Here is a 24,223-nt window from a genome sequence, read left to right as displayed (position 1 = left end):
GGCACGGAATCGCGGGCAACGACGAAACGAGCGGGGTTTCGTAGGGCGGGTCAAGGCTTTGCGCCGACCCGCCGCAACGGTCTCCGCCACCTCGGCGACTCTTGTTGGTGGTTGCGGTCGTTCGGCAGGTCGGCGCAAAGCCTTGACCCGCCCTACAAGACCCGACAAACAAAAACCCCCGGCCTTCGCCGGGGGTTCTTCGTTCGCGTCACCCGTCGGCCGCTAGTGCGTGCCGCCGACGAACACGCCGCCGAGGAACGCCGGGTCGAACGCCTGGATGCGGAACACGTCCTGCTGGCTGGCGAAGTCGATGACCCGGACGAGGGACGTGGCCCCCGGCCCGGCCGCGACCACGTAGTCCAGCTTGCCGTCGTTGTTCCCGTCGATCGAGTCGATCCGCACGCCGCCCCGGAAGTTCGGGTCGAACGCGAAGAACGACTGCACCGGCGTCGGGGACGGGTTGAACGCCGCCAGCACCACGCTGTCGAACGCCTTGACGACCGGGCCGCCGCCCCGCCCGGTGCCGGTGATGATCTCGGCCCGGCCGTCGCCGTTGAGGTCACCGACTGAGGCGAACACGCCGCCGCGGAACGTGCTCTCGTAGGCGAAGTAGTTGGCGAGGACCTTGTTGTCCACGCCGGAGAACGCCTGGACGCGGGGGCCGCCGCCGACCCCGGTGCCGGTGACGATGTCGGCCCGGCCGTCGCCGTTCACGTCGCCGGCGGCCACGAGGACGCCGCCGCGGAACGTCGATTCGTACGGGAAGAAGTTCAGGATCGAGGCGAACGTGCCGCCCTGGAACACCTGCACCCGCGGGCCGCCGCCCTTGCCCGTCCCGGTGATGATGTCCTGGACGCCGTCCCCGTCGATGTCCCCGGTGGCAACGTACACGCCGCCGGTGAACGAATCCTCGTACGGCTGGAACTGCCCGGACAGCACGCCGGTGACGCCGTCGAACACCTTGACGACGCCGATGGCCCCGGCCCCCGGCGCGGTCACCACGTCCGCCTTGCCGTCTCCGGTCACGTCCCCGGTCGCCACCCGGACGCCGCCGGTGAACCGCGGGTCGTAGGCCGCGAACTGGTACAGGAACGTGCCGACCTGGTTGTACACGTTGACCTGCGGCCCGCCGCCGGCGTCCGCCCCGATGGCGAGCAGCTTCGCCCCGGGCGTGATCGGCGGGATGACCGGCGGGACGATCGGCGGGATGATCGGCGGCACCGTCGCCCCGGTCCCGGTCGCCAGGAAGTTCGCGCCGGTGATCGTCTCGCCGGACACGATCGCCCGCGTCAGGACGCCGTTCGCCGGGTTGGAGAACTGGAAGTCCTTCCCGTTGGGCAGCGTCAACCGGACCTCGTAGGTGCCGACCACCAACCCCGGCCCGGCCGGCGGCGCGCCGAACTGGTAGACGCCGGTGGCGTCCGTCGTGAACGTCTGGGCCGGGGCGGCCGGGAACGACCCGTCCGGCTGCCGCTGGAACAGGTTGACCGTCGCGCCCGCGATGCCGGCGTCGCCGGCGTCGAACACGCCGTTCTTGTTCTGGTCGAAGATGACCTGCCCGCCGATCTTGCCGGTCGAGATCGCCGCGCCCGTGCCGACGACGAAGAAGTCCTGGCTCGGGACCGTCTCGCCGGCCACGATGGTCGGGGAGAGCTGGCCGTTCGCCGGGACGGAGAACTGGAAGTCCTTGCCGGACGGCAGCGTGACGCGGACGAGGTGCTGGCCGTTCGGCAGCCCCAGCCCGGCCGGGGTGGACCCCTGGTCGAACGAGTACGCCCCGCCCTCGTCCGTGAGGACCGTCAGGTTCGCCTTCGCCGGCAGCCCGCCGTCCACCTGCCGGAGGAACAGCTCGACCGTCGCGCCGGCCACGCCGGTCTCGCTCGCGTCCTGGACCTTGTTGTTGTTCTTGTCGAACACCACCGTCCCGGAGATCGCCCCGGTCGAGGTGTCCACCCGGCGGAAGAAGCTGTACCGGGACGTGCCGTCCGGCCCCTCCGTGACGGTCGGGCCGAACGGCCCGGCCGGCGTCAGGTCGGTCGCCGTGGCGACGACCACCCCGGTCCCGGAGTTGAGGACGCTCTCCGGCAGCGGCTGGTTGTTCGGCAGCCGGAACTCGCCCGGCGCGAACGTGACGTTCCCGTCCGCGTCCGGCTGCTTGACCCCGACGGAGAACAGGATCGACCCGTTCCCCTGGAAGTCCGTGCTGATGATCTTCGACCCGAGGAACACTTCCCCGTACCCGGCCACGGACGTGCGGAGGGCCTCCGCCGACTGGTCGTCGAACCCGGGGTTGTAGTAGTAGTCGATCCGGTACGACCGGAACGGCTTGGCGATGAGCGCCGTGTTGAACTGCGTCCGGTCCAGGGTGGACTGGACGACCTGGAGCAGCGGGAAGTTCTGCAGCAGGTTCGGGCCGTAGAACCGGCCGCCGACGACGTTGTTGAAGCTGTTGATCGGCCCGTAAATGAAGTGGGCCGGCGGCGGGTCGATGGAGTCCAGGACGTTCGGGTCCACGACCCCGCCGATGGCGTTCGGGACGCCCGGCTCCAGGCTGAACGAGTTCAGGTAGCCGTCGTTGATCCCGCCGCGGCCGTGGTTGCCGGGGAAGATCTGGTCGCTGCGGCGGTAGCCGAAGTTGAACACCCGGCCGATGATCCCGTCCGGGACGGCGATGCCGCCGGTGTCCAGCCGGGTGACGAAGTCGATCCCGTGGTCGCCGTCGATCCCCTGCTGGGCGAGGTCGTCCGTCAGCCCGTTCTTGCCGAGGACTTGCGCCCCGTTCTCGTAGATCGGCTGCGCCTGGATGCGGTTGTCCTGCGGGGCCCGCGGGGTGAGCCGGAAGTCGAACAGCTTGGCGTTCGGCTGGTCGTCGCGGGTGAAGTTCCCGGCCCCGTTGCCGATGTCGTTGGCCACCTTGACCGTCCCGTTCGGCCACCCGCTCGTGGCGGCCCCCAAGTGCGGGTTGGTGTTGTCGAACGTCGGCTTGTTCGGAGCGGACGGCAGGGTGACGACGAGGTTGTTGCCGGCGTCGACCTGGATGTTGTTCCGGCCGAGCACGATCGTGCTCGTGCCGCCCGGCACCTCGATCGTGATCTCGACGGTGTTGACGCTCACGAGCGACAGGTGGTCCTTCGCCGTCGGCGGCGGGGCGTTCAGCGTGATCTTCCGGTTGTAGAAGTTCGTCTTGCTGATCGACGCGACGTTCGGCGTCTCGTTGTTCCGGATCGTCGGCGTGCCGATGCCGACGATGCCCACGGGGGACTCGTTCGAGCCGGCGCGGACCTCCAGGAACCCGACCTTGGCGAACCCGGTCGGCGGGTCCGGAACCTTCAGGAAGCTGGTCGGGATCTGGGCGGTCGCCGTCTTCCCGTTCGAGGCGATGGCAATGTTCACGAACGGGGCGTTCTCGCCGAACTCCCGGAAGAACGGGGCCTGGGCGGTCCCGAGGTTGACGAACGCCCCGTTGTTGTCGATAGCCGTGGCCGCCATGCTCACGCCGGTGACGCCGTAGAACGTGCTCCCGGCGGCCGCCGTCAGGGTGATGTTCTGCCCCGGCAGGAACGCCCCGCCGTCCGGGACGGTGTACGCCAGCGGCGGCGTCGCCGCGATGTCGATCCGCACGTCCTCCTGCGACGTGAACGACGACGGCGTGTAGAACGCCCCGAGGTTGATGAACGTCGGCACGGTGACCGACACCTTCGCCCCGGCGATCGCCCCGACGCCGGCGAACCGCGGGATGTTCAGTTGCACCTCCTCGTCGGAAATGACCTTCATCAGCCCGGACTGGGCGGTCACGGTCGTGCCGCCGATGGTCACCGCTGTGGCCCCGGTGAACCCGCTGCCGAACACGCTGATCGGCACGCCGCGGAGCAGCCGGTCCTCGTCCGTCACGACGGCCGCGTCCGGATCCTTCGCCTTCGACACCACCCGCTCGACGATCGGCGTCGCGTTCTGGACGACCTCGAGGATGTCCCCGTACAGGAACTGCTGGCCGAGGATGTTCGTCGTCGCCCGCAGGGACGAGTCCTGCTTCGACCCGGACGTCGGCAGGTTCTTCCCGGTCGCCAGATCCTTCGTGCTGGCGTACACCTGCACGCTGTAGAACCCCGGCTCGACGGCCGGGATGGTGAAGAAGTAGTTCGTCTCGGACAGGCTGTTCGGGCCGACCAGGATGTCGTCCCCGTCCAACCGGGCCTCGGTCGTCAGCCCGATCGGGTTGCCGAACCTGTCCACTTCGGTGAGTTCCACCCGGAAGATGCTGTCGAGCGTGCTGAACGTGAACGACGTGCCGTCGATGTCGATCACCTGGGTGCCGCCGTTCAGGAAGAACTTCGACCCGATGATGCCGATGTCCGGTGTGCTGAGGGCCGGGCCGACGCCGGCGATGTCGAACAGTTGCGGCGGCGGGGCGGCGGTGATCCGGAAGTCGTTCGGGCTGATCGCGAACCCGCCCGGCGTGACGACCTTGATCGTGCCGGGGTTGGCCCCGTTCGGGACGATCGCGTTCAACTGCCCGTCCGAGATCACCGTGAACTCGGACGGCAGGTCGTTGAACAGCACCTGGGTGGCCCCTTGCAGCCCGGTCCCCTGGATCGTGACCTGGGCGTTCCGGACCGTGCCCGGCGTGCTGAACGTGACGACCGGGAACGGGGACGGGGTCACGTCGAACGTCGTGAACGTCGGCGTGCCGGATCCCGGAACCTTGACCAGCCCGAGGATGCCGTTGACCGCCCCCGGCGGGACGACGAAGATCAGTCGGGTGTCGGCCACGATGTTAAAGTTCGCGACCGCCGCCCCGCCGAACGTCATCGCCGACGTGCCGGTGAACCCGGTCCCGGTGACGGTGACCGTCGAGCCGGGGGGCAGCGCCAGGGCGGTCAGGTCGCTCCCGTTGGTCGCGATCCCGGCCGGGGTGACGACGACGACCGACCCGTCCTGCGCCAGGTTCGGGACGCGGACCTGGATCTGGTTGTCGCTCAGGACGGTGAAGTCCGACGTCGGCGACCCGCCGATCACGACCTGCACGGCCCCGGTGAACCCGCTGCCGGTAAGCGTCAGGAACGTGCCGATCGGCCCGGTCGTGGTCGACACGGAGCCGAGGACCGGCAGCGGGGATGCGTTGACGGTGAAGTTCGCGGAGCTGACGACCTGCCGCGGGCCGCCGACCACGCGGGGAACGGTCTGAATTTGGATCGGCCCGCTCGCCGCCCCCGGCGGGACGACGGCCGTGACCAGTTGGTCGCTGACGACGGTGAACTTGGCGGCCGGGATGAACCCGCCGCCGGCGGCCGGGAAGAACACGTCCTGGGTGGCCAGCAGCCCGTTCCCTTCGAGCGACACGACCGTGCCGACCTGCCCGGACACCGGGTTTGGGAGCGCCGCCTCCCCGATGTTCGGGGGCAGGCTGTTGAGGATGGTCGCGGTGTTCGACGCCTGCCCGCCGGGGGTGGTGACGAAGAACGGCCCGTTCCCCGCCCCGACCGGGATGGTCGCCCGGATGGTCGTGTTGTCCAGCACCTCGAACGCCGGCACGGCCACCCCGAACCCCGGCCGGGGGTCGCCGAACAGGATGCGGCTGGTGCCGAGCAGGTTGTTCCCGGTAATCAGCACCTGGCTGTTCCGGAACACGCCGGTGATCGGGTTGACGGACGGGGCCGGGGACGGGGCCACGACGAAGTTCTGCGGGGCCGAGGTCCCGCCCAGCGACTGCACGACGAGCTGGTAGCCGCCGGGGGAGAGTTGCGGCACGGTCGCCGTGATCGTGGCGTCGTTCACCACCGTCAGCTTCGGCGACGCCAGCCCGCCGATGAGCACCTGGAGGGTGGACAGCAGGTTCGTCCCGGTGATCGTGACGGTCGCGCCGACGACGGCCGACGCGGTGGAAATCGTCGCGACGACCGGCGTGGCGGCCGGCAGCGTCTGGAAGTTGTTCGGCGTGATCGCCGTCCCGCCGGCCGTCGTGATCTGGATCGGCCCGAGGTTCGGCGGGGCGTTCGCCGGGACCTTGACGCGGGCCTGGGTCGGGCTGTCGATGACGAAGTCGGTCGTCGCGAACCCGGACGACCCGTTGACGAACCCGAACCGGACGAGGCTGAGGCTGGTGAACCCGGCCCCGGACAGGATGATCTCCTGGCCCGGCACGCCGGCGGTCGTCAGCAGCGGGTCGAGCGACGGCGGCGGCTCGGTGACGACGACGAACTGCCGCAGCGTCACGTCCGCCCCGGCCGGGTTCTGGATGGTGATCGGCCCGGACGCCGCCCCGACCGGCACGAACGCCTCGATCCGCTCGCTCGGCGACCCCACGTCGAGGACGGTGAACTTGCTCGCCGGCAGCCCGTTGAACAGCACCTGGAGGGTGCCGCCGAAGTTCGACCCGCTGATCGTGACCCGCTGGCCGGGCACGCCCTGGCTGGGGAAGAACGTCGAGGTGCTGGCGAGGACCGGCTGCGGGGCGGCGAGGATGGTCACGCTCTGCCCGGTGAACACGCCGCCGGCCGAACTGACCTGGACGGTCCCGGTGACCGCCCCCTCCGGCACGACGACCTCGACGGCCGAGTCGTCGATGACCTTGAACTTGCCCTGGACGAGCGCCGTCCCGGCCTCGTTGCCGAAGAACGCCACGGACGTGGTGCCGAGCAGGTTCTGGCCGCGGAGGGTGATCGTGGTGCCGATCTGGACCTGCGCCCCGCGGGCGGTCGTCGGGGTCGTCCCGTAGTCGTCCGGGTCAATGCCGGAGATGCCGGCGAACTGCCCGAACGTGTCCCGCCGGGGCGGGGTGGCGGCGAGGTCCAGGACGGTCACGCCGCCGCCGGCCGACCCGCCGGTGAAGTAGTTCGGCGAGTACCGGTCGTAGAACACGGGGGCGAGGAAGTCGCCGGACTCGCCCTGCGGGAGCGGGGCACCGCGGGGCGAGATCTTGGACGGGTTCGGCGTCTCCGCGATCCGGACGCCGTCGTGGGCGTTGAACCGGATCAGGTTCTCGCTGTCCGGGGTGAGCGGGTTGCCGATCAGGTTACTGGTCGCGCCGTTGAAAATCTCGATCCCGTTGTGGTTCGGGATGGCGGCCTGGCCGGTGATGTCCGTGCCGATGAAGTTGCCCTGGACCAGGTTTTTGGACGTGCCGAAGTCCATGATCCGGATGCCGGGGCCGACGGCCGCCCCGGTCTTGTCCCGCTCCCGCGACCCGCCGTCCGCGGCCAGCAGGAAGTCCTTGCGAAACTCCGGCGTGCCGGAGATGACGTTCCGGTTGATCTCCATCGTGATCGGGATGCCGCCCGGCGGGTTCGCGCCGCCGAACCGGATGATCGACCCGCCCGCGCCGATGAGCCGCCCGGCCCCGTCGATCAGCGGCACGCCGGCCGCGTCCGTCACCCCGCCGATGACGTTCCCGCTCGCCCCGCCGAGGATCGTGATGCCGGCGGTGACGTGCTTGGCGCTGCCGAACACGCCGGTGATCGGCTCCGGCGTCGGGCCGGAGTTCGTCAGCTCCTCCGGCGTCCCCGGCGGCCGGGCCTCCAGGATGATCGGGTCCTGGTTCCAGCTCTTCGTCCCGGTGATGTCCGTGTTGATCCAGTTCCCGACGACGATGTTGTCCTTCGCCCCGAGGCCGACGAACGTGATCGCCGATCCCGGGAACCCGGTGATGACGAACCCGCGGATGACGTTGTTCTGGCCGGCGATGTTGAACGCCCCGATCTCGTTCGGGAACGCCCCCTTGTTCGGGTTCGGCAGCAGCTGCACGAGCGGCCGGGTGCTGGTCACGTCCACCCGCGGCTGGGTGCTGGCGTCGATCGTCACCCCCTGCGGGTCGGTCAGGTCCGGCAGGGTGGTCGCCAGGATGATCGGGAAGTACTGGACGGTCGGGTCGTTCGGCAGCGACGGCAGCGACGGGCTGATCGGGATGTTGAACACAATCTCGTCGTGGCCGGGGTTCGCGTTCGCCGCCAGGATGGCCTGCCGCAGCGACAGGCCGCCGCCGAGGTCGGTGACGCTGTCCAGCGTGTTCGTGACGACGAACGTGGCCGGCGTCACCCGGTCCTCCAGTTGCACGAACTGGGGCGCGACCCGGTGGTGCGGGACCGGGCGGGCGGCCTGGGCGTTAGGGCCGAGCAGCCGGCGGGAGATGCCGCGAAACCGAGCGAACCGAGAACCCATGGTTCGATCCTCTATGAGCGATTGTCTGGTGGTGTGTCCGGTAGTGATCCGTCTCGCATTTAGACGGGTTTGAGGCGGGAACGGATTGTCCCCGCCGCCGCGTTTTTTGCCGCCCGTGGCACGCCCCGCCGCCCGCCGCACCGTGCGCGTCCGCGCGTCCCCCGGTGCGGGCCATCAACGGGAAACTCTAACCGATGCCGCCCGCAATGCCGGACAGGAATCGTCGGCACAGGTCGGAATTCGCGCCGGCCGTCACGCGGCGAAGCAGTTACACCCGGCGGCACAACCGCGCAAGTTGGGACCATCGACGCGGTTGCCCCGGTCCCACCGGCGGGGGCGCGGCAACGCGGGCGGGCGAGGGGGAAATCGGGGATTTTGATTCAAGGACAAAGTAGATAGGCACACTCCGTGTGCCGTCTCCTTCCGGCCGCAGCGGGAAGTCTTCCGGGCCGCGACCCCTCATAGTAGTAGGCACACTCCGTGTGCCGTCTGCTGCCGGTGGCGGTGAGTTCGTCCGAGTCGCGGGGCGTTCGCCCGAGTCGCCGAGGCCGACAGGAAACGGCACACGGAGTGTGCCTACTACTTTGAAAACGAACCCGGCCCGCCACTTCCCCTCGGAAGTGGCGGGCCGTAACGGTTTCGTAACTTGCGGCCGCGGTTACCCGACGAACACGCCGCCGTTGAAGTCCGGCAGCCCGTCCAGCGTCGTGGACGGCGGCGTGCCGGTCGGCGTCAGGTCCTTGCCGAGGAACGTCAGGACTTGGTCCTGCCCGCCGACGACCGTGCGGAGGTCGGCCTTGTTGTCGCCGTCGATGTCCTTGACGGCCAGCTGCACGCCGGTGCGGGTGTTCGGGTCGCCGGCGAAGAAGTTGGCCAGGAACTCCAACTGCCCGCCGCCGGACGAGATGAGCGTCTTCGCGTTGAACGCCGTCACCCGCGGCCCGCCGTTCGGCCCGCCGCCGGCGATGATGTCCGCGAACCCGTCCCCGTTCACGTCCCCCACGGTCACGAACGCGCCGTTGCGGAGCGTCGGCTCGAACGCGAAGAAGTCGTTGAACAGCTTCACCCGCGTGGCCGTGCCGAGCGACTTGCCGTTGAACGCCGCCACCCGCGGCCCGCCCTGGAACCCGGCCGCGACGACCAGGTCGCCGACGCCGTCGCCGTTGATGTCGCCGATCGCCACCCGCGCCCCGCCGCGGAAGTTCGGGTCGTCGATCCCGAAGAAGCTGTCGATCTTCGCGAACCCGACCTTCCCGCTGTAGATGTCCACCCGCGGGCCGCCGCCCCGGTCCGGGCTGATCGCGATGTCCGCGAACCCGTCCCCGTTCACGTCGCCGGCCGCCACGTACACGCCGCCGGTGAACGTCCCCTCGAACGGCTGGACGGTGAAGATTTCCTTGTTCGTCACCCCGTCCAGGACGCGGACGAGGGTGATCGAGCCGGGGCCACTGCCGACGATGATGTCCGGCGTGCCGTCCCCGTTCACGTCGGCCACGGCCGTCCGCACGCCGCCGGTGAACGTCGCCGGCAGGCCGGGGCCGGACGACAGCTGCTTGCCGGCCGCGTCGATGACGCGGACGGTCGGCGTCCCGCTCCCCGCCCCGATGGCCGTGTTCGGCACGCCCACCAGGAGCGTCTTGTTCACCGGCGGCACGACCGGGTTGTCGTCGTTGACGATGGTGGCGAACCCGGTCCCGTCGGCGATCGTCCCGACCGTCGGGTTGGACAGTTGCACCAGGAACGTCTCGTCGTTCTCGACGACCGTGTCCCCGGTGACGGTGACGGTGACGGTCTTCGTCGTCTCGCCGGGGGCGAACGTCAGCGTCGTCGCCGCCAGCGCGACGTAGTCCGACCCGGCCAGGGCGCTGTTGTCCGCCGTCGCCACGCTCACCGTGACCGTCTGGTCCGTCGCGCCGGTCAGGGTGACGGTGAACGTCAGCGTCGTCGTGCCGGCGTTCCCCTCGAACGTGGCCATGTCGTTGATCGTCAGCGTCGGGGCGGCGTCGTCGTTCGTGATCGTGCCGGTCCCGGTCCCGCCGCCGGTCGCGATCGTCGCCCCGGTCGGGTTGGACAGGACGGCCGTGAACGTCTCGTCCGCCTCGTTCACCGTGTCGCCGGAGATCGTCACGGCGAACGTGGCGGTCGTGGCCCCGGCCGCGATGGTCACCACCTTGCCGGCCACGGCCGTGTAGTCCGACCCGGCCTTCGCCGTGCCGTCCTTCGTGTCCACCGTGACGGTGACCGGGACCTCGCTGGCCGCCGACAGCGTGACGGTGAACGTCGCCGCCGTCGTGCCGTCGTCCCCTTCGGCAACGCTCACGCTGTTGATCGTCACCGTCGGGGCGGTGTCGTCGTTGGTGATCGTCCCGACGGCCGTGGGCTGGATGCCGAGCGTCGCGTTCGTCGGGGCGGACAGGGCGAGCTTGAACGTCTCGTCCGCCTCGAAGATCGTCTCGCCGGTCACGTCGATGCTGACCGTCTGCGTCGTCTCGCCGGGGGCGAACGTGACGAGCTTGCCGGCGACGGCCGTGTAGTCCTTCCCGGCGATCGCCGTCACGTCGGACGTGTCGGCCGTGACGGTGACCGTCTGCGAGGTGGCGTTCGACAGGGTGAGCGTGAACACGAGTTGCGTCGTGCCGGCGTTGCCTTCCACGACCTTCGCGTCGGCGACGCTGACCGTCGGTTGGCCGTCGTCGTCCACGATCGTCGCCGTGGCCGTCGTCTGCGCCCCGAGGACCGCGCCGTTCGTCGGCGCGGTGATCGTCGCGGTGAACGTCTCGTCGAGTTCGTCCAGCGCGTCGTCCGTCAGCGGGACGGACGCGGTGGCCGTGGTCGCGCCGTCGGCGAACGTGACGGTGATCGGGTCGGCCGTGAAGTCCGTGCCGCCGGTCGCCGTGCCGTCGGTCAGGGTGACCGTGACGGTGACCGCGCCGCCCGTCCCGCCGGTGCGGGTGAGCGTGAGGTCGAGCGTCCCGCCGGCTTCCAACTTGTTGAACGCGGCGGCCGTGAACGCGATCGTGCCGGCCGGTGTGTCGGCCGTCGCCAGCCCGGCGAACGAGGTCGCGCCGCTGCCGAGCGTGCCGACGAGGGCGGCCTCGCCGGTCGCCAGGTCGATGCGGTACAGCCCGGCCGACCCGCCGACGGTCAGGTTCGCCAGCCCGACGCCGACGGCCGCCGCGTTGGACGCGGCGACGCTGACGCCGGCCCCGATGTCGAACCCGTTGACGGCGGTGAAGTCGAGCGGGTTGCCGCCGAGGGTGATCGGCAGGGCGGCCGTCTGCGTCCCGCTGTTCGGCGGCGTCTGGATGTACAGGCTGTTCGTCACGTCGTCGAGCGTGTACTGGGTCGTCTTCCCGGTCGCCACCTGGCCGAAGTCGTTCGTGTACGCCGTCGCGCTGACGCCGGTGACGCCGGTGCCGTTAATGTTGCCGTCCGTGTTCGTGTTCGCCACGCTCCCGGCCGCGCCCCCGAGGTCGCCGTCGATGGCCGCCCCGGTGAGCGGGTTGACGCGGAAGTTCAGCCCGGTGCTGGTGACGACCCGGAGCTTGTCCACGGCCGGGTTGAAGTCGAGGCCGTACCCGGCGGTCGCCGGGTCGGGCAGGTCCACGGCGACGCCGGCCGCGTCCTGGAACGCGACCGCGCCGGGCGTGCCGACGGCCGTGGCCGCCCCGGTCTGCGGGTCGAGCAGGTACAGCGTGCCGGTCTCGGCCGTGGCGTTGATCCCGAGGCCGTACAGCTGGCCGGTCTGCGGGCGGAAGTCGATGCCCACGAGCGACTCGCCGGCCGCCACGCCGGTGACCGACACGGTGAACAGGCCGGCCGGGTCGTTCGCCCGGACCAGCTGCGGCGACGGCGAGGCGACGAGCGAGATCGTCGGCACGAGGCCGAGGTCGCTCTGGAACGCGACGCTGTCGATGCCGGCCGGGGACGCGCCGATCGGGCCGAGGACGGTCGCCGCCCCGGTCGTCAGGTCGATGCGGTACAGGATGTCCGACCCGCCGACGGTCAGGACGGCCAGCCCCTCCCCGGCGGCCGGGATGCCGTTCGACGCCGGGGCGTTCACCCCGGCGAGGATGTCGAACCCCTTCACGGCCGTGAAGTCGAGCGGGTTGCCGCCGACCGTGATCCCGAGGCCGCTCACCTGCGTGCCGTTGTTCGGCGGGTTCTGGACGAACAGCTTGTCCGTGCTCGCGTCGAGCGTGAACTGCGTCGTCACCCCGCCGTTGTTCGGGAAGCTGTTCGTGTACGCCGTGCCGCCGACGGTCGTGGTCCCGCCGTTGATCGCCCCGTCCGGGTTCGTCCCGGTGGCCACGCCGCCGTCCACGGGCGCGCCGGTGTTCGGGTTGATGCGGAAGTTCAGGCCGCCGGCCACGACGCGGACGCGGTCCACGGCCGGGTTGAAGTCGATGTCGTAGTCCACGGTCGCCGGGTCCGGCAGGTCCACCTTCGTCGTCCCGTCGGTCGTGTACGTGACCTGCCCGGCCGTGCCGATGGCCGTCGCGACGCCGCCCCGCGGGGAGATGAGGTACAGCGTGGCCGTGTCGTTCGCCGCATCCACGCCGAGGCCGTACAGGAGGCCGTTCTGCGGCCGGTAGTCGATGGCCACGAGCGTCTCGCCGGCCGTCACGCCGGTCAGCGCGATCGGGGCCAGGGACGCGCCGGGGTTGGTCGAGCTGAACGCCGACAGCGTCCCGCCGATGAGCGCGAACCCTTGCGCGTCGGTGACGGCGAACGTCTGCTGCGGGTCGTTCTCGGTGATCGTCAGCGTGCTGACGTTCGGCGTGCCGATGACGGCGGCGTTGTTCACCGCCGCGATCGTCAGCACGATCGTCTCGTTGCCTTCAAAGATCACGTCGTCGGCGATCGGAACGTTGAGGGTGGCGACCGTCGCGCCGTCCGCGAACGTGGCGGTGTACGGCCCGGCGGTGAAGTCGGCCCCGGCCGCGGCCGTGCCGCCGGTGACGTTGACCGTGACCGTCAATTCGCCGGTCGTGCCGCCGGTGCGGGTGAGCGTGAGGGCGGCCGTGCCGCCGTTCTCGTTGACGGTCGCCGTGGCCGCGGCGAACGCCACCGTCCCGGCCGCCGCGTCCGCGAGCGCGAACCCGGCGAGCGGCGTCGCGCCCGCCCCGACGGCCCCGAGGTTGGTGGCGGCCCCGGTGGTCAGGTCGATCCGGTACAGGCTCGTCGTGCCGCTGACGACCAGCGACGCGTAGGCGAACCCGCTGGCGACCGGGGCGGCGCTGGTGCCGACCCGCACGCCGGCCGGGATGTCGAACCCGTTGATGTCGGTGAAGTCGAGCGGCGTGCCGCCCTCGGTGATCGGGAGCTGGTTCGTCTGCGTGCCGTTGTTCGGCGGGTTCTGGATGAACAGCGAGTTGCTCGCCGCGTCCAGCGTGTACTGGGTGGTGACGCCGCCGGTCAGCGACTGGCCGAAGCTGTTCGTGTACGCCGTGGCGGAAACGCCGGTGGACCCGCCGGGCAGGCCGGTGATCGCCCCGTCCGGCGTGGCCGACGCGGGCAGCCCGTTGTTCGGGTTGATGCGGAAGTTCAGCCCGGTCGAGGTGGTGACGCGGATGCGGTCCACGGTCGGGTTGAAGTCGAACCCGTAGCCGGCGGTCGCCGGGTCGGGGAAATCGACGCCGGCGAACGTGATGGCGCTCGCGGTCCCGGCTACGGCGACGCTGACGACGCCGGTTTGCGGATCGACCAGGTAGAGCGTCCCGGTTTCCGCCGTGGCGTCGATGCCGAGGGCGTACAGCTGGCCGGTCTGCGGCCGGAAGTCGATGCCGACGAGCGTTTCGCCCGTGACCACGGCCGCCGTGTTGAGGGCCTGCGTCGTGACCGTGCCCGGCGTCGCGGTGTTGAACCGCAGCAGGTTGCCGCCGGTCGCGTCGAGCGCGATCGCCGGGAGGCCGCCGAGGTCGCTTTGCACGGCCAGCCCGCTCACCGCCGTCGCCCCGGTGCCGACGTTCCCAACCAGGGTCGCCGTGGCATCGACGAGGTTGATGCTGTACAGGCCGGTCGTGCCGCCGACGTTCAGCACCGCGAAGGCGCTGCCGGCCACGACGGGCGTGTTACTCGCCGCCGCGTTCACCCCGGCCGGGATGTCGAACCCGTTGACGGCCGTGAAGTCGAGCGTGCTCCCGCCGAGCGTCACCGTCTGGCCGAGCGTCTGCGTCCCGGTGTTCGGCGGGGCCTGGATGAACAGTTGGTCCGTGCTCGCGTCGAGCGTGTACTGGGTGGTGACGCCGCCGTTGTTCGGCTGGTTGTTCGTGTACCCGGCCGCGTCCACGGTCGTCGTCCCGGCGTTGATCGGGCCGTCCGGGTTCGTCCCGGTGACCGTGCCGCTGGTCAGGCCGGTGTTGTCGCCGTCCACCGGCCCGCCGGTGTTCGGGTTCACCCGGAAGTTCAGGCTCCCGGCCACGACCCGGAACCGGTCGGCCGCCGGGTTGAAGTCGATCCCGTACCCGACCGTCGCCGGGTCCGGCAGGTCCACCTTCGTCGTCCCGTCGGTCGTGAACGTCACCTGCCCGGCCGTGCCGACGGCCGTGGCGGCCCCGGTACGGGTCGAGATCGCGTACAGCGTCGCGATGTCGTTGGTCGCGTCCACGCCGAGGCCGTACAGCAGCCCGTTCTGGGCGCGGAAGTCGATCCCCACGAGCGTCTCGCCGCCGGTGATCCCGGTGATCGCCGTCGTCTGGGTGATCGTCGGGCTGGCCGTGTCGAACGACAGCAGGTTCGTCCCGCTGAGCGCGAACGCGGCCGCGGGCACCTCCCGGCCTTCCAGATACTCCAGCGACACGAGCGGGCGGCGAACCAACGGACGAACCGACTTCTTACGCGAGCGGCGCATGGAACAACTCCTGGTGTGAAATGAACGCGTGGAACACGGGGCGAAGTGGTCCCAACCCTGCGAGACGAGATCACAGGTACGACGAAGACTTTAGCGAAAGAGTTGTCTGGCGAGTAGGAGAAACAGGATGAACTGGTGGTTTTAGTTAAAATGCACAATCTGTGCCGCGCGAAGTGTGCGACCGGCGATTGAACTATACGCCCGAAAAATCAGCAAAATCGGAGAAATCGTCGCAAACGCGCCGGGGGCAGCGGGCCGAACGAGTCGGCCCGCTGCCCCCGATAATTTGCACGATTTTAATGTTTACTCCGTCGCCGCCTTGGTCCGCTTCTTCGGGACCGGGGCCGGTTCCTCGTCGAGCGCCGTCTCGTCGTCCGCCCCCTCGATGGCCGGCACGTCCACGACCGTCCCGGCCCGCTTGGCCAAGATCTCCTTGATGATCGCGTCGCGCAGCTCCGGGTTCTCCCGCAGGAACGCGCGGGCGTTGTCCTTGCCCTGCCCCAGCCGCGTCTCGCCGTAGCTCCAGAACGCGCCGCTCTTGGTGACGATCTCTTCCTCCTCGCCGATCTTCAGCACGTCGTTCTCGAGGTCGATGCCGTGGTCGTAGTAGAGTTCCATCTCGGCCGTCATGAACGGGGCGGCGATCTTGTTCTTGACCACCTTCACCTTCATCTCCGTGCCGATGGCCTCGTCCCCGTCCTTGAGCAGGGCCGCCTTGCGGACCTCCAAGCGCACGGAGGCGTAGAACTTGAGCGCGAGGCCGCCGGTCGTCGTCTCCGGGTTGCCGTACATGACGCCGATCTTCTGGCGAATTTGGTTGATGAAGATCACGCACGTCTTCGTCTTGTTGATGATCGGGTTCAGGATGCGGAGGGCCTGGCTCATGAGCCGGGCCTGCACGCCGACGGACGAGTCGCCGATCTCGTTGTTCAGCTCCGCCTTCGGCACGAGGGCGGCCACGGAGTCGATGACGATGATGTCCACGGCGTTCGACTTCACGAGCATCTCCGCGATGCGGAGGGCTTCCTCGCCGTAGCTCGGCTGGCTGACGAGCAGGCTCTCGAGGTCCACGCCGATCTTGCGTGCCCAAGTCGGGTCGAGGGCGTGCTCGGCGTCGATGAACGCGGCGACGCCGCCCTGCTTCTGGGCGCTGGCGATGGTGTGCAGGGCGATGGTCGTCTTGCCGCTCGACTCGTTGCCGTACACCTCGATGACGCGGCCGCGGGGCAGCCCCTTGCCGCCGAGCGCGAGGTCGAGGGCGAGGGAGCCGGTCGAGATGCCCTCGATGTCCTTCAGCGACGTTTCCACGTCGCCCAGGGACATGATCGCGCCTTCGCCGAATTCCTTGTTGATCTCGGCCTGGACCTTCAGGATGTCCTTCGCGAACTTCGGTTCGGACTTATCGCTCTTGCCCGCCATGTGGCCCTCGTGGTTCTCGTGCGTGGGATTGGGATGAGGGAGACTCTACCCGGAAACGGGGGCGCAAGTGAAGGTGCGTAGGGGAAGAATTTTTCGCCGGTCGGTCCGACCCGTCAATCGGTATCCTATCCACCGCGTCGGGCACACAGTAGTAGGCACACTCCGTGTGCCGTCTGCTATCGGTCGCAACGACTCCGTGAAGGTCTCCGCGGCGTGAAGGAGACGGCACACGGAGTGTGCCTACTACTTTGTGGAACCCTCCCATGCTCCGCGTCTTCATCTCACTTTTGCTTCTCGCCCCCGTCGCCCGCGCCGACCAAGCCGATGTCGTCGTCTACGGCGGCACGTCCGGCGGCGTCACCGCCGCCATCCAGGTCAAGCGGCTCGGCAAGTCCGTCGTCCTCATCGAACCGACGAAGCACGTCGGCGGGCTGACGAGCGGCGGCCTCGGGTACACGGACAGCGGGAACAAGGCAGTCGTCGGCGGCCTGTCCCGCGAGTTCTACCAGCGGGTGAAGAAGCACTACGACAACCCGGCCGCGTGGAAGCACGAGAAGCCGGAGCAGTACAAGAACTACCGCAAAGACGAGGACGCGATGTGGACGTTCGAGCCGGCCGTCGCGGAGAAATTGCTTCGCGAGATGCTGGCCGAGGCGAAGGTCCCGCTCGTCGAGGGCGAACGGCTCGACCTGTCATTCGACAACATCAACAAGCGCCACAATGGTGTGAAGTTCGAGGGCAAACGAATCACATCGATCAAAATGGAATCCGGCAAGACGTTTGAAGGCAAGATGTTCATCGATGCGACCTACGAAGGCGACTTGATGTCCTTGTCCGGCTCGACCTACACCTACGGTCGCGAGGCGAACAAGGCCTACGGCGAGACGCTCAACGGCGTCGCCCGCAAGTGGAACCAGCATAACCACCGCTTTATCGTGAAGGTCGATCCGTACAAGAAGCCTGGCGACCCGAAGAGCGGAGTCATTTTCGGCCTAGACAAGGACGATGAGCTGGCCGCTGACGGCGAGGCCGACAAACGCCTTCAGGCTTTCTGCTTCCGCATGTGTATGAGCAACGTGCCGGAGAATCGCGTCCCGTTCCCGAAGCCGGACGGGTACGACGAGGCGAAGTACGAGTTGCTGTTCCGGAACTTCGAGGCAGGGGACAAGCGGTTCCCGATGAAGCCGGACATGATGCCGAACGGCAAGACGGACACGAACAACAACTGCGCCGTCAGCACCGACTTCATCGGCCAGAACCACGCCTACCCGGACGCGACCTACGCCGAGCGGGACAAGATCGTGAAGGACCACGAGGTCTACCAGAAGGGCCTGATGTGGTCGCTCGCGAACCACCCGCGCGTGCCGAAGGAAGTCCGCGACCAGATGGCGAAGTGGGGGCTGCCGAAGGACGAGTTCACGGAGACCGGTGGCTGGCCGCACCAGATCTACGTCCGCGAGGCCCGGCGGATGGTCAGCGACTACGTTCACACGGAGGCCGACTGCCGCCGCCAGCGGCCGACGCCGCAGTCTGTCGGGATGGGGTCGTACAACATGGACTCGCACAACTGCGCCCGGTACGTGACGCCGGAAGGCTTCGTGCAAAATGAAGGCGACGTGCAGGTCAGCCCCGGCGGGCCGTACCAGATCAGCTACCTGTCGATCGTGCCGAAGGCGGCGGAGTGCCCGAACCTGCTCGTCCCGGTGTGCGTGAGCAGCTCGCACATCGCCTACGGGTCGATCCGCATGGAGCCGGTGTTCATGGTCCTCGGCCAGAGCGCCGCGACCGGGGCGGTGATCGCCATCGACGACAACGTGCCGGTGCAGAAGGTCAGCTACGAGAAGCTGAAGAAGCAGATGTTGGCGGACAAGCAGGTCCTCGACTACCAGGGCGGCCCCGGCGCGAAGGGGGTCGATCCGAAGAAGCTGGCCGGCGTCGTGATCGACGAGACCGCGGCGAAGCAGACCGGCGACTGGGCGTTCTCCGCCAGCACCGGGCACTTCGTCGGCAACGGCTACCTGCACGACAACAACGAGCAGAAGGGGAAGAAGTCGGTGCGGTTCACGCCGAAGCTGGAGAAGGCCGGGAAGTACGAGGTGTTCCTGCACTTCAGCGCGAACGCGAACCGGGCGACGAACGTGCCGGTCGTTGTGGCGTCCGCGGACGGCGAGAAGACGGTGACCGTGAACCAACGGAAGCCGCACGCCGACGGCGGGCTGTCGCTCGGCACGTTCTCGTTCGCCGCCGGCGACGGCGGATGGGTCGAGGTTCGCACGACCGGGACGGACGGCCACGTCATCGCCGACGCCGTCCGGTTCGTGGCGAAGTGAGGGGTCGCGGGTCGTCGCCGCCTCACGCCGCCTGGGACGCGGCGACGACCCGCTTGCCGGCCGCGAGGCGGGTGACGAGGTTCAGCAGGATGATGAGCACCAGCAGCACGAACGCCGCCGCCCACGCGAGGCGAATCTCGTCGGACCCGTCCGGCTGCTTCGAGTAGTTGAAGATGTAGTACGGCAGGAACGGCGTCGGGTCGTTCAGCGACCGCGGCCAGTAGTTCGACCCGTAGGCCGTCAGCAGCAGCGGCGCGGTTTCCCCGGCGATGCGGCCGACGGCGAGCAGAACGCCGGTGATGATCGCCGGCAGCGCGGCCGGGATGATGACCCGCACGACCGTCTGCCACCGCGTCGCGCCGAGGGCGTAGCTCGCCTCCCGGAGGCCGTTCGGGACGAGCCGCATCGCCTCCTCGGACGCGCGGATGACGACCGGCAGCATCATCACGGCGAGCGCGAACGCGCCGGCCCACGCCGAGTAGCCCCACGGCTTCGCCGCCCACATCGGGTAGACCAGCACCGCGTAGGCGAACACGCCGATCACGATCGACGGCACGCCGCCGAGCAGCTCCGCGACGAACCGCACGACCGGCACGAACCGGCTGTTCCGGTACTCGGACAGCAGCACGGCCGCGAACACGCCGACCGGGACGGCGCACGCCGTCGCCAGCGCCACCAGCCGGACGCTCCCCCAGATCGCGTGGCCGAGGCCGCCGTCGTCCGGCTCGTTCGTGAAGAACTTCAGGTCCACCCCGGCCGCCCCCTGGTACGCGATGTACCCCAGGATCAGGAACAGCGGGATGACGGTGACGAGCTGGCAGAGCGCGAGCACCTTCCGCATGACGGCGTCCGTCCGCAGCTGTCGGCGGCGGGCGCGGGCCGCCTCCGCCGGCGTCATCGGCGTCGGCGTCGGCAAGCTCACCGCGTCCTTCGGTCCGTCCGCCGCGTCCGGTTCCGTTCGCGCGGTCGTCGCCTTCGGCCTGCTCAGCCAACGGATGATGAGCCGGGCGGCCACGTTCGTGACGAGCGTGATGACGAGCAGTAGCAGGCCGAGGGAGATCAGTGCCGCCCGCTTCACGGTGTCGGCCGGGGCGGTTTCGGGAAGGATTTTCGCGATGGCGCTCGGGATCGCGTCCCCGGTCCCGGCGATGGAGAACTGCAGGTCTTGCGCGTTGCCGATGACCATCGTGACGGCCATCGTCTCGCCGACGGCGCGGCCGAGGGCGAGGAAGCACGCGGCGATGATCCCCGGCCGGGCGTAGGGCAGCACGACCCGCCAGATCGTCTGCCACCGGGTCGCCCCGAGGGCGAGCGACCCCTCCCGCTGGCTCCGCGGCACGGCCTGGCACACGTCGTAACTGACGGCCGTGATGTACGGCAGGATCATGACCGCCAGCACTAGCCCGGCCGCGAGGATGCCCTGCCCGGCGGCCGTGTTCTCCAGCCCGATCGCCTCGAACAGCGGCCGCGTCCCGCGGCGGGCGAGGAACTCGATGCCCCAGAACCCGTACACCACGCTCGGGATCGCGGCGAGCAGCTCCAGCAGGAACGAGCAGACCTTCCGCAGCCGGCCGGTGGCGATCTCGGACAGGTACGCGGCCGCCCCGACGCCGAGCGGCACGGCGACGGCCATGGCGATGATCGACGTGGCGAGCGTGCCGTAGATGAACACGAGCGCGCCGTACCGCCCCTGGGCCGGGTTCCAGTCGCTGCTGGTGAACAGTTGCGCCGGGTTCGACCCGAACAGGAACGGCCGGGCCTGCCAGAAGAGGACGCCGACGAGGGCGAACGCGACGAGCAGGACGAACCCGCCGGCCGACTGGCAGAGCAGCCGGAACAGCACGTCGCCCAGGGTGGCGGAGGGGCGGACGGGCGGCGGCGGCGAGGTGGCGGTGGGCATGAGGGATGTCGTGGCGGTGAGCGGAACCCCGACTTCCGAAGTCCGGCTTCGACTTCGGAAGTCGAGCGGGGCGAAGGGCTATGGGACCGGGAAGGACCGCCCCCGCGCGGGATCGACTTCCGCAGTCGAAGCCGGACTTCGGAAGTCAGGTCACTCGAACGTCACGCCGTCGAGCTTCGCCTGGGCCTTCTTGCCGAGGTCGGCCGGGAGCGGGGCGTAGTCCAGCTCGGTCGCCAGCTTCTGCCCGTCGGCCACGACCCACTTCAGGAAGTCCACGACGGCCGGCCCCTTGTCCTTCGACTGCTTCGCGAACAGGATCGCGTAGCTGATGCCGACGATCGGGTAGCTCGCGTCGCCGGCCGCGTCCGTCAGGGAGAACGTCAGGTCGTGCAGCGTGTACGGCTCGGCCGTCGGCTTCTCGCCCATCGCCGCGGCGGCCGCCGCCGTCACGCTGTCGGCGTTCGGGCCGACCGCCTTGCCGGCCTTGTTCTTCAAGAGCGCGGTCGGAATCTGGTTCTTGTTCGCGTAGGCCAGCTCGACGTACCCGATGGCCCCGGCGTTGTTCTTGACGAACCCGGCGATGCCGTCGTTCCCCTGCTGGCCGACGCCGCCGGTCAGTTTCATCTCCTTCGTCGTGCCGACCTTCTCCTTGAACTCGCCGCTGACCTTCGACAGGTACTCGGAGAAGATGTTCGTCGTCCCGCTCGACTCGGCCCGGCGGACGGCGACGATGGCCTTGTCCGGCAGGGTCGCGCCGGCGTTCAGGTCCGCGATCGCCTTGTCGTTCCACTTCGCGACCTTGCCCAGGTAAATGTCCGCGAGGACCGGGCCGGTGAGGTTCAGCTTCTCGACGCCGGGCAGGTTGTAGACGATGGCGACCGCGCCCATCGTCACCGGGATGTGGAGTACGTCGCCGCCGGCGGCCTTCGCGGCCTCGTACTCCTTCTTGCTCATCGGGGCGTCGGTGCAGCCGAAGTCGATGGTCTTGGCCGTCACGTCGCTGATGCCCTTGCCGGACCCGCTCTTGATGTAGTCGATCTCGGTCTTCTTCGCCTTGCGGTAGTCCTTCGCCCACGCCCGCATGATCGGGTCCACGAACGTCGCCCCGCCGGCGCTGACGCGGACCGGCGGGCCGCCCTCGGTGGACCCGCCGGACCCGGACCCGCCGTCCCCGCACCCGGCCGCGGCGAGCGGGGCGACGAGCAGTAGCTTCGTGAAGTGGCGGCGGGAGAGAGGCATCGGCAAGCTCCGGGTACGTTTCCGGGCATCCTACGGACCGGGGGCGAAGCTACAACGCGGGCCGCGTGAAGGTTTCGTGAAGGGGTCACAGCAGCCGGCGCGATTGTTTCGACAGCGCGTCCGCGGCGAACGCCACCATCGCCGCGAACGGCCGGGCTTCGGCCGTCACGAACTCGTGCGGCACGCCGACGGCGGCCAGCTTCTCGTGCAGCCGGTCGTTGCCGCGGAACCGTTCGGAATCCGCCGGGCAGCCGAACCAGACATGCGGCGGGTAATCGTTCTGCCGCACCTGGAGGACGGCCGTGTCCTGCCGGGCCTGCTCCTTCCGCGCGTAAAGCTCGTCCAGCGACGAGCCGTTGCCGTATCGCTCGTGGAAGTCGAAGTCCGCGTCCCACGCCGCGACGACGGGGACGAGCCGCGGGTGACGGAACCCGAGCCGGACGGCCGCCTGCCCGCCCAGGGATGCGAGCGGGGGAGAGGAAAGCAGTTGCAGCAGGAAGGCTTCGGCGGTGACGGTCGGGTCGAACGGCGGGTGGACGCGGTTCGCCCACCACGCGCCGGCGTCGTGCGGGGCGAGGCACGCGAGCCGATGCTCGCCGAGCGCGGCCGTCAGCTCCGCGTTGGCCGTCGGGACCGGTTCGTCGTGTTCGTGCAGATACAGAACCGTGAACCGCGCCTCCGGCGGCGCGAACACGGCGACCGGCTTCCCGTGGATCGTTTGCGTCGCCCACGTCATGGGGCCATTGTCGCGATCCGCTGCGGCGGGAACAGCACCATCGTGCGGGCCACCATCAACTGAATCACCACGTCCGGCTTCTCCGCCTCAATCGCGGTCGTCGGGAAGCCGTAAGTGCCGACGGCCGCGAGGCGGCGGAAGTCGGTGGCGAGCAGCCGGTGCAGACTCCCGCCGAACGAGTCGGTCAGTAGCACGGCCCGGCCGACGCCGGACGCCGATTCCGTGACCCGCGATTCGACGTGCTTCAGCCGCTCGCAAGTTTGCTCCGCCGACGCTTGAAACGCCCCGGCCGGCGGCGTCCCGGCCGGCACGCCGGGGGCCGTGTACTCGTCCGCGGCCTCGGTGCAGGCCGCCGGCGGGCGGCCGAGGGTGTGCGCGAGGTCGGCCTTCGCGTACACGCCGGGGACGACGCGGAACTGCTCGAAGGTTTTCGCCCGGAAGCCCGGCACGTCGTACCCCAGCACGCGGCCGAGTTCGCGGTACGCCACGAACGCCCCGGCGTCCGTCCAGTGCGAGTCCTTCTTCATGTAAACCTGCGTCCCGGCCGCCTTCGCCGCGAGCAGCGACGGCAGCGGATCGACGACGGCGAACTTCTCCGCCAGGCCCGGCGTGCCGACGAACGGCGGGTGGCGGCGGACGGCCGCGGGCAGGCGCTCCGGGTAAACGCTCGCCTTCTCTGGGGCGACGACGACGACGTACTTCATGCCCCGCGCCGCCAGCCAATCCCGCCGCTCGGCGAACGCCGCCGCCCAGTCGCGGACCCGCGCGTCGGCGTCGATTCCCATGCGGGCGAGTTCCTGCGGCCCGAAGTTGTAGACGAACAACCAGCCGTCTTCCCCGATCCAGACCTTGTCCGAGGTCGAGTCGCCGAGCGTTTCGAGCAGCACGTTCCGCCGCAGGTCGAGCAGCTCGCTGCGGAACCCGACGTGGTCGTTGAAGTGCGCGTCGAACATCGGCGGGAACGTCTTCGCCTTCCACCGTTCCGTCGGCCACGGCGGCCTCGGCCACGGCTCGCGGTTCTCGTTCGCCGGGAACGCCGCGGGTCGGAACAGGTAGCCGACCAGCGGCACGGCCAGGAACAGCGCGAACGCGGCGACGGCGGCCACGTCGGTCCACCGGCGGGCCGGGCGCGACAGGCGGGGGTGAGGCGGGAAATGGCACATGGGGATTAGAACCGGAAGTAGATGAACGCCGAGTACGTGCTGCCGGCGATCCACGCGGCCGCGAGCGGCATCAGCACGACGAGGCCGGCGAGGGCCAGCCACGGCCGGCCCTTCGCCCACGACAGCACCGGCAGGCAGGCCACGCACCCGACGGCGAGGGCCAGCCGCCCGGCGTTCGTGAGGATGTCACCGGCGACGTGGCTGCCGTCCGAGAGGCCGAACAGCGCCGCGAAGACGCCGCCGGCTTGCTCCAGTGTTTGAGCGCGGAAGAACACCCAGCCGAGGAGTACGACGACGAGCGTGAACAGGTGGCGGAACGCCAGCCATGTGATGCCGACCAAGGCGTGGGTCAAACAGGGGCCGTCTTGTTCCCTCCCCCCTTGGGGGGGAGGGTTAGGGAGGGGGGTAAGCGGGGCCGCGGGCTGGGAA

Annotated in this window: 9 protein-coding genes; 1 reads left to right on the top strand and 8 read right to left on the bottom strand. The window is 69.5% G+C overall.

What is annotated here, in order from left to right; translation table 11 throughout:
• Positions 1 to 222: 222 nt before the first annotated feature.
• From AC5JJ2_RS05785 to recA, 3 genes are all read right to left on the bottom strand, one after another.
• Entirely contained in the window at positions 223 to 8,154 is a 7,932-nt protein-coding gene (locus AC5JJ2_RS05785; protein WP_495857018.1) for an IPT/TIG domain-containing protein, read from the bottom strand.
• Between the two features lie 658 nt (positions 8,155 to 8,812).
• A complete protein-coding gene (locus AC5JJ2_RS05780) occupies positions 8,813 to 15,007 on the bottom strand; it encodes a DUF4394 domain-containing protein (protein WP_495857017.1) in 6,195 nt (2,064 codons plus the stop codon).
• Between the two features lie 303 nt (positions 15,008 to 15,310).
• Positions 15,311 to 16,426: a recombinase RecA gene (gene recA, locus AC5JJ2_RS05775; RefSeq protein WP_495857016.1), complete on the bottom strand. Its 1,116-nt coding sequence runs from the start codon at positions 16,424 to 16,426 to the stop codon at positions 15,311 to 15,313.
• 263 nt (positions 16,427 to 16,689) lie between these two features.
• On the opposite strand from recA, the gene AC5JJ2_RS05770 reads away from it, so the two are divergent.
• Positions 16,690 to 18,756, top strand: coding sequence for an FAD-dependent oxidoreductase (locus tag AC5JJ2_RS05770; RefSeq protein WP_495857015.1), 2,067 nt, complete (start codon positions 16,690 to 16,692; stop codon positions 18,754 to 18,756).
• A gap of 22 nt (positions 18,757 to 18,778) precedes the next feature.
• Here AC5JJ2_RS05770 and pstC read toward each other — a convergent pair whose 3' ends face one another.
• The 5 genes from pstC to AC5JJ2_RS05745 form a co-directional block, all read right to left on the bottom strand.
• A complete protein-coding gene (gene pstC / locus AC5JJ2_RS05765) occupies positions 18,779 to 20,656 on the bottom strand; it encodes a phosphate ABC transporter permease subunit PstC (protein WP_495857014.1) in 1,878 nt (625 codons plus the stop codon).
• A 150-nt stretch (positions 20,657 to 20,806) separates the two neighbouring features.
• Complete coding sequence (pstS, locus tag AC5JJ2_RS05760) at positions 20,807 to 21,895, bottom strand: phosphate ABC transporter substrate-binding protein PstS (RefSeq protein WP_495857013.1); 1,089 nt, start codon at positions 21,893 to 21,895, stop codon at positions 20,807 to 20,809.
• Between the two features lie 85 nt (positions 21,896 to 21,980).
• Complete coding sequence (locus AC5JJ2_RS05755) at positions 21,981 to 22,631, bottom strand: hypothetical protein (protein WP_495857012.1); 651 nt, start codon at positions 22,629 to 22,631, stop codon at positions 21,981 to 21,983.
• Positions 22,628 to 23,737 (bottom strand): alginate O-acetyltransferase AlgX-related protein, encoded by a 1,110-nt coding sequence (locus AC5JJ2_RS05750; RefSeq protein WP_495857011.1) that lies wholly within the window; start codon positions 23,735 to 23,737, stop codon positions 22,628 to 22,630. The genes AC5JJ2_RS05755 and AC5JJ2_RS05750 overlap by 4 nt, the downstream gene beginning before the upstream one ends.
• 62 nt (positions 23,738 to 23,799) lie before the next feature.
• Positions 23,800 to 24,147, bottom strand: coding sequence for a hypothetical protein (locus AC5JJ2_RS05745; protein WP_495857010.1), 348 nt, complete (start codon positions 24,145 to 24,147; stop codon positions 23,800 to 23,802).
• Positions 24,148 to 24,223 lie beyond the last annotated feature (76 nt).

The sequence above is a fragment of the Limnoglobus sp. genome, from assembly GCF_059499385.1.
This window is presented reverse-complemented; position numbering and strand designations above follow the sequence as displayed.

Bases quoted from the DNA above. Each gene is read 5' to 3' on its own strand.
- AC5JJ2_RS05785 (WP_495857018.1), bottom strand. From the start codon at position 8,154: ATGGGTTCTCGGTTCGCTCGGTTTCGCGGCATCTCCCGCCGGCTGCTC.
- AC5JJ2_RS05780 (WP_495857017.1), bottom strand. From the start codon at position 15,007: ATGCGCCGCTCGCGTAAGAAGTCGGTTCGTCCGTTGGTTCGCCGCCCG.
- recA (WP_495857016.1), bottom strand. From the start codon at position 16,426: ATGGCGGGCAAGAGCGATAAGTCCGAACCGAAGTTCGCGAAGGACATC.
- AC5JJ2_RS05770 (WP_495857015.1), top strand. From the start codon at position 16,690: ATGCTCCGCGTCTTCATCTCACTTTTGCTTCTCGCCCCCGTCGCCCGC.
- pstC (WP_495857014.1), bottom strand. From the start codon at position 20,656: ATGCCCACCGCCACCTCGCCGCCGCCGCCCGTCCGCCCCTCCGCCACC.
- pstS (WP_495857013.1), bottom strand. From the start codon at position 21,895: ATGCCTCTCTCCCGCCGCCACTTCACGAAGCTACTGCTCGTCGCCCCG.
- AC5JJ2_RS05755 (WP_495857012.1), bottom strand. From the start codon at position 22,631: ATGACGTGGGCGACGCAAACGATCCACGGGAAGCCGGTCGCCGTGTTC.